This window comes from Actinomadura sp. BRA 177 (assembly GCF_013372625.1).
GTDB lineage: Bacteria > Actinomycetota > Actinomycetes > Streptosporangiales > Streptosporangiaceae > Spirillospora.
On sequence record NZ_JABXFD010000180.1, the window covers coordinates 1 to 6,867 of the forward strand.

Annotated in this window: 8 protein-coding genes; all 8 read left to right on the plus strand. The window is 68.3% G+C overall.

What is annotated here, in order from left to right; translation table 11 throughout:
* The first annotated feature begins 518 nt into the window (after positions 1-518).
* The 8 genes from HUX53_RS06045 (at position 519) to HUX53_RS06080 (ending at position 6,793) form a co-directional block, all read left to right on the plus strand.
* Positions 519-1,205 carry a GntR family transcriptional regulator gene (locus HUX53_RS06045; protein ID WP_176402177.1) on the plus strand — a complete coding sequence of 229 codons (687 nt, stop codon included), beginning with the start codon at positions 519-521 and terminating at the stop codon, positions 1,203-1,205.
* 125 nt (positions 1,206-1,330) lie between these two features.
* Entirely contained in the window at positions 1,331-1,762 is a 432-nt protein-coding gene (locus HUX53_RS06050) for a plasmid replication, integration and excision activator (protein WP_176402178.1), read from the plus strand.
* Positions 1,762-2,043, plus strand: coding sequence for a hypothetical protein (locus HUX53_RS06055; RefSeq protein WP_176402179.1), 282 nt, complete (start codon positions 1,762-1,764; stop codon positions 2,041-2,043). Before HUX53_RS06050 ends, HUX53_RS06055 begins: the two co-directional genes overlap by 1 nt.
* Positions 2,043-2,348, plus strand: coding sequence for a hypothetical protein (locus HUX53_RS06060; protein WP_176402180.1), 306 nt, complete (start codon positions 2,043-2,045; stop codon positions 2,346-2,348). Before HUX53_RS06055 ends, HUX53_RS06060 begins: the two co-directional genes overlap by 1 nt.
* 89 nt (positions 2,349-2,437) lie before the next feature.
* Positions 2,438-3,895 carry an FtsK/SpoIIIE domain-containing protein gene (locus HUX53_RS06065; RefSeq protein ID WP_255204976.1) on the plus strand — a complete coding sequence of 486 codons (1,458 nt, stop codon included), beginning with the start codon at positions 2,438-2,440 and terminating at the stop codon, positions 3,893-3,895.
* A 74-nt stretch (positions 3,896-3,969) separates the two neighbouring features.
* Positions 3,970-5,595, plus strand: coding sequence for a replication initiator (locus HUX53_RS06070; protein WP_176402183.1), 1,626 nt, complete (start codon positions 3,970-3,972; stop codon positions 5,593-5,595).
* Entirely contained in the window at positions 5,592-5,786 is a 195-nt protein-coding gene (locus HUX53_RS06075) for an AlpA family transcriptional regulator (RefSeq protein ID WP_132200573.1), read from the plus strand. The genes HUX53_RS06070 and HUX53_RS06075 overlap by 4 nt, the downstream gene beginning before the upstream one ends.
* On the plus strand, positions 5,783-6,793 hold the full coding sequence (locus HUX53_RS06080) for a hypothetical protein (RefSeq protein WP_176402181.1): 1,011 nt from the start codon (positions 5,783-5,785) through the stop codon (positions 6,791-6,793). The genes HUX53_RS06075 and HUX53_RS06080 overlap by 4 nt, the downstream gene beginning before the upstream one ends.
* The last annotated feature ends 74 nt before the right edge of the window (positions 6,794-6,867 follow it).

A 6,867-nucleotide genomic window follows, 5' to 3' on the forward strand; every position in this document is an offset into this window, starting at 1 on the left:
CCCGCCCGACCGCCACCCCATAGACGGCCCCCGCCCTGCTGAGCGCTTCCCTCCGGTTCCCTCGGCCTGGTGGGGTTCCCCAATCGCTCGCGGGGCGGGCGGCAACCAACTCAACCCGGCGTCAAAGTCACTCCACGGCCTAGGCACCACAAGTCTCACGGCCGTTCAGGAGAATCCAAGGCCCGAATAGCCGCACGGCCTTCGTGTGGAGACCTCGTCCAGTGGATTGCTCGGGCCTGCGTCATCAAGGGTTGAGCTGAGCCCCCGGCGTACCGCAGTTGATCGCTGCGAGTCTCGCCGGGGGTTCAGTCGTTCCCTGAGCCTCCCGGATCGGGGTGACCTCTGGGCGTTGAGCGGGCAGTGCGTGGAGGGTTGGGCGAAGAACTGCCTGCTCGGGAACCAGTGATGTCGTGACAGCGCCGGTGACGTCTGGTTTCCTGGGGGTACTCGTATTGTCGAGCTGTTGGCAGGACATCGTGTCAGATCACGCTTCGTACGCTCCGAAGTACGTCCAGATCATGGAGACGCTTCGCGCTCGGATCAAGGACGGGACCTATCCCGTCAACGCGCGGATTCCTTCCGAGTCGGCGCTTGGGCGGGAGTTCGGGGCGGCGCGTCCCACGGTGGTTCGTGCCTTGAATGAGATGCAGCTCTTGGGCGAACTGCACCGTGAGCACGGGCGGGGCACCTTCGTTAAGGCCGCTCCCTCGTCTGGGGTCCGCAACAGCCGGCCCGGTCTAGCCGTCCTGGATCGCCAGGAAACCGCCTCGTCGGTCAGGTTGGTGAAGGTCAGCCGCGTACCTGCTCCGAACGCGGTTGCGATGCTCCTCGGACTGGCCGAGTCGGCGCCTGTCCACCTGCGGCGATACGTGGGGCTGTACGACTCCATCGCCAGTGAGCTTGTCTCGCTGTGGACTCCGCTGGATGTCGCGCGGGCCTCGGGCCTGGACCAAGATGGGCTGTTGACGGTTCCGGTCCGCCAGCTCTTGACCGCACACGCCAAGGACCGTTTGGCCCGAGTCGATGAGCGCCTTCGCGCTCGACGTGCCACCGACCAAGAGCGCCAGTCCCTCGACCTGGTGGAGGGCGAGCCCGTGTTGTCGGTGCTGGGATCGGTGGTCGACTCCACCGGCCGCACGGTCCTGGTCGTGGAGGCCGTCCTTCCGGGGTCGCTGCACGTGCTCGAAGAGTCCTACGGACTGTGATTCAGATCACTCGATAAGTCGTCTTACACCCCTTGCAAATAGCTCACCCCCACATAGTCTGTCGATACAGCAACTCGACAAACCGAGTTGTCGTCAGAAAGACCAATCGACAGGGGTGATCCGCGATGGCGGTGCAGGGTCCGTTCAAGGTCGCGTTCGGGGACGTGTTCCCGTTCGGGGCGTTCGTCAAGGGCGGGGTGGAGGCGGTGCGGGACTTCGACCGGTCGACCCGTGAGAACTTCGTGCAGGCGCGGGACAAGGACACCGGGGAACTGGTGTGGGCGGTGGAGGTGCTGGACGCCGACCCCGAGTCCAAGGGCACGTTCAAGGTCAAGCTGTCGGCGCCGGTGCAGCCCCTGGTGCCGGAGGCTCCGGCGGGGTTCCCGTTCGTGCCGGTGGAGTTCAACGGGCTGATGGTGACGCCGTACGTCAACTCCGGTACCGGGCGGCTGGCCTACAGCCTGAAGGCGTCGGCGGTGCGTCCGGCCAACTTCAAGGCGGGCGGCGGGTCCCGTTCGGGCAAGGACGGCGGCGCGGCGGGCAAGGAGGCTGCGTGATGGCGGGCGGGCGCATGTCGGCGCTGTCGCTGCCCATCGACGGCGCGGCATCGACCGAGTTCCGGTCGTTCCGGGCGCGTACGCCGCTGTTCACGGTGTCGGCGGGTCGGGTGCTGGTCACCCTCACCCTTCCCGAACGCCTGAACGCCGGGGACGTGGAGTTCGCGCGGCGGCTGGCCGAGCAGGCGGCGGCGTACGCGGTGGAGGTGGAGCGGCTCTACCGCTCCGGTCGCCGTCCCTCGTCGGGCCGGTCCTCGTCGGGGAAGGGGGCGGCTGCCTGATGGGGGCCTACAGCTACACCACGGTCCGGGTGGAGCCGGACGGGTCGGCGGCGGTGCACGTGTCGCTGCACCCGGACGCGTCGGTGTCGGTGCTGGCGGGCACCGGTTACGACCGGGCGCAGATCTCGGTGTCGCACGCGCGCGCCGACGTGACGTTCTGCCCGACCAACCCGACCGCGCCGACGTCCAGTGACGTCCGGATCGCGCGCCAGCTCGCCGAGTCGTTCGCGACCTACGCGGCCGAGGTGGAGCGGCTCCACATCGAGAACTGCACGGCCGAACCGGCCGAGGACACGGCGGCCTGAAAACGGGTGGGGCGGCTGGAGCTGGTACCTCCGGCCGCCCCGCTTCTCTCGCTCCCCCACAGCTTTGAAAGAGAAGAGGTGTCCAGGTTATGGCCTGGGAGTTCCGCAAGCTCGGCCCCGGTGAGAACGTCGCCGTTGAAGCGCAGCGCGACCCGTTCGCCGCGCCCAAGTGGGCGCCTCCGGTGTGGCACATGCCCGAGGGCCTGGTCCTCATCGTCAACGCCGTCCGCGCCCTCGTCCGCACGGTCGTGTTCCTCGTCCGCAACATCGTCCCCGTCTCCGTCCTGTCCGCGCTGGGGTGGCTCGGCGTCCGGTTCGGGTGGCTGGTCCCCGTCCTGGTCCTGGCCCTCGTCGCCGTGGGCCTGGCAGTGTGGGCGGGGGTGGACCGCCGGTCCTTCGTCCGCTGGATCGCCCGTCCCGCGCGTGCCCGGTGGCGGCTCGTCTTCGTGTACCGGCGGGACTGGCAACCCGTCCTCGTCACCGCTGGCCTCACCAAGGTGCACAAGGGCCGGGAGTACCTGCCCTCCCTCGTCCGGGTCCGCTGCGGCCCTACCTCGGACCGGGTCCTCGTCCGCATGCTCAAGGGGCAGGCTCCCGACGCGTGGGGACGGGTCGCGGTCAACCTCGCCCACGGCTTCGGCGCCACCCTCGTCCGCGTCCGCGACGGGGACCGTCCGGGCCGCATCTGGCTCGAATTCGTCCGCCGTGACGCCCTCGCCGTCCCGATCCCGGCGCTGCCCGTCCTGGACGGGGCCGACGTCGACCTGTCCGGGGTGCTGATCGGACGGTGCGAGGACGGCTCACCCTGGCTGCTCCGACTCCTCGGAACCCACGTCCTCATCGCGGGGGCGACGGGGGCCGGCAAGGGCTCGGTCATCTGGTCCACCATTCGCGCGCTGCTGCCGCTGATGCTCGCGGGGCTGGTGGAGGTGTGGGCGGTCGATCCCAAACGGATGGAACTGTCCTTCGGGCGTCCGCTGTTCGAGCGGTACGGGCGCTACAGCGACGACCCCAAGGGCGGCATGGTCGAGCTGCTGGAGGCGGCGGCCGAAGACATGAACGCCCGCGCCGAACAATTCGCCGGAGTGACCCGCTCGTTCACGCCCTCGCATGAGCACCCGTTCCGGGTCATCGTGGTCGATGAGCTGGCATTCTTGACCGCCTACTGCCCTGAGCGGGACTTGCGGAAGCGGGCCGAGTCGGCGCTTGCCGTGCTGACCTCGCAGGGCCGGTCGGTGGGCTATTGCGTGATCGGGGCGCAGCAGGACGCGCGCAAAGAGGTCAACAACCTGCGCAACCTGTTCCCCGACCGCATCGCCCTGCGCCTGGACGAAGACGAACAGGTGGACATGGTGCTCGGCGACGGTGCCCGCGACCGTGGCGCCCTAGCCGACCAAATCTCTTCCATCCCCAAGATCGGGGCGGGTGTCGGGTTCGTCCGTCTCGAAGCCTCCCCCGACCCGGTGCGGGTCCGGGCCGCGTACGTCTCCGACTCCGACATCCGCGACATGGTCACGCTCAGCCTCCCGGATGTGGAGGCGGCGTGACTCAACTTGCCCTGGACGGTCCGGCCTCCGGCGAGTCGGCGTCGGCTGCTGCGGACTCAGAGACGAGCGCGGTCGTGAAGACGCTGCCTCCGCTGGCGCGTGGGGTGCTGGAAGCGGTCGCGGTCGAACACGGCGTCTGTATCCGGCCCGTCCCCATGCGGCGCGTTGACCTGAACACCGGTGCGGCCGAAATGGTCTACGTCCCGTGCGGTCACACCCTCGCATCGGTCTGCCCGTCGTGCGCTGAACGCAAGCGCAAACTCCGCGCGGTGCAGTGCCGCCAGGGCTGGCACCTGACCGAGGAACCCGTCATCACGCGCGCCGACCCCGACGACGAGCAACGCGCCTGGATGGAACTGCGGGCGCAAGCGGCGGCGGCCCGTGACCGCGCGGCCGAGGAGGGTTCGGCGGACGGGGAAGGGCCGGAGTTCTGGGATGCCGTGGTGCGTGACCTGGACAATGAGCTTGAACGCACGGGGGTCCGCGGTGCCCTCAAAACCGGTGACGACACCAAAGGCCGGCGCACCCGGTCGACTCGTCGGCGGCAGGATGCGCCCGACCTTCCTCGTCGTCCGGTCGACTCCCGGACGGTCGGCAAGGTGTTCCGGGGCAAGGACGGCAAGACGTTCCGGCCGTCCATCTTCCTGACGCTCACCCTCGACTCCTACGGGCGGGTGCGCTCGGACGGAACGCCGGTCGATCCGTCCACCTACGACTACGCGCGGGCGGCCCGTGATGCTCTGCACTTCTCCAAGCTGGTGGACCGGTTCGTGCAGAACCTTCGCCGGTTCGTCGGCTACGACGTGCAGTACTTCGCCGCCGTCGAACCGCAACGCCGTCTCGCGCCCCACCTGCACATGGCCATACGCGGAACGATCTCGCGGGCTGAACTGCGTCAGGTCGTGGCAGCCACCTACCACCAAGTGTGGTGGCCTCCGACCGACCGCGTCGTCTTCGACGGCGAACACCTACCGGTCTGGGACGAGATCACGGGCCAGGACGGCAGCGGCTACCTCGACCCGGCAACCGGCGAAGTCCTCCCCACCTGGGACGAGGCGCTAGACGCCCTCGGCCAGGACGACGACGCGGAACCCCTGCACGTGGTCAAGTTCGGGCGACAGATCGACGCACAGGGCGTCCTCGCCGACTCTCCTGACTCCCGGCGCTGCATCGGCTACCTGACCAAGTACCTCGTCAAGGGCGTGGCCGAGTGCCACACCACCGAAACCGGAGCGCAGCGTGAGCACGTCGACCGGATGGCCGAAACGCTGCGCTACGAACCGTGCTCACCGACATGTGCGAACTGGCTGCGCTACGGCGTGCAGCCCAAGAACGCACGCAAGGGCATGACGCCGGGCTACTGCAAGGGCAAGGCACACCGACGCGAACACCTCGGCTACGGCGGCCGCCGTGTCCTGGTCTCCCGCAAATGGTCCGGCAAGACCCTCGCCGACCACAAAGCCGACCGTAAGGCGTGGGTGCTGGCTCGCCTGGCTGAGGCCGGTGTGTCGGTGAGCAACCCGGCTGATCCGAACGCCGTCCACGTCTGGGAGCGGGCGGGACCTGGTGACCCCGACGTCAAGCCGACAGAGCAACGGCTCCTGCTGCTGATCAACGAACGCATCCAACGGCGCCGCCAGCTCGACGCCGCGACCCACAACCCCACCCCGGAACTTTCGGCAACTGTGGAGGCAGCGTGAGCACTCGGCGCGATGAACTCCTGACGGTCCCCCAGGTCCTTGAGGAACTGGGCGGCGTGTCTGAGCGGACCTTTTACCGCTGGCGCGAGATCGGGAAGGCGCCCGAAGCGCTCCGGCTCCCGAACAACGAACTTCGCATCTGGCGCAGTGAGCTGATGCGCTGGCTCGGGACTCTCCAGGAGGCGGCGTGAAGACGTCGTACAAGGTCAAGTTCTGGGAGATCCGTCCGAACAAGGCCGGACCGAGGTCGAGCAAGGCAGGCAAGGTCATCTCGTACACCGCGCGGTGGGTGGTCGGGGGCCGCGAGAAGTCGCAGACGTTCCAGCGGTCGACGCAAGCGAAGAACTTCCTGTCTGACCTGCGGCAGGCTGCGAAGAACGGCGAAGAGTTCGACGTCGACTCGGGGTTGCCGCTGTCCATGCTTCCGAGCAATGCGGCGGACAAGCCCGCGCGTACGTGGCTGGAGTTCAGCCGGGCCTACGTCGACATGAAGTGGCAAGGCGCGGCTCCCAAAAGTCGTGACGGGCTTACGGAGACGATCGCGACGGTTTCGCCTGCGCTGGTGCGGGAGGGCGCGCCGGAGTCGCCGGACTTGGAAGTTCTTCGGCGGGCGCTGCGGGCCTACTACCTGGCTCCTCAGGACCGGGAGAAGCCCCGACCCGCCGAGATCTCTGAGGCGCTCTCGTGGCTGGAGAAGGCGTCTCTGAACATGCCGGACGTCGCCAAGCCTGCCAACGTCCGGGCCGCGCTCAACGCACTCTCACGACGACTGGACGGCAAACCGGCGGCGGCCTCGACGGTGGCGCGTAAGCGGGCTGTCCTCTACAACGCCTTTGAGTACGCGGTCGAACTGGAGGAGTTCGACCGGAACCCGATCGACAGGGTCAAGTGGACTCCGCCCAAGCTGGCCGAAGAGGTGGACTGGCGCGTAGTGATCGGGCCTCGTAAGATGCGGGAGTGCCTGACAGCGGTCACCTACATCGGCAAGCGGGGAAGGGGCCGGCGACTGCGGGCGCTGTACGCCTGCATGTACTACGCGGCGCTTCGTCCGGCTGAGGCGGTGGCGCTGCTCAAGAGTGACTGCCATCTTCCGGCAACTGGCTGGGGACAGCTCGTCCTGACTCGGTCGCTGCCCGAAACGGGGTCGGTAGATGTCAAACCGGATGACACACGTCATGCTGCGTTGGCTGCCTGCTGATCCTCGGTGGTCTCGATGGTGGACGGTCGGGGCTCGTTGATCCACGCCTTGTCGGGCAGCGGAGGCGGGACTGG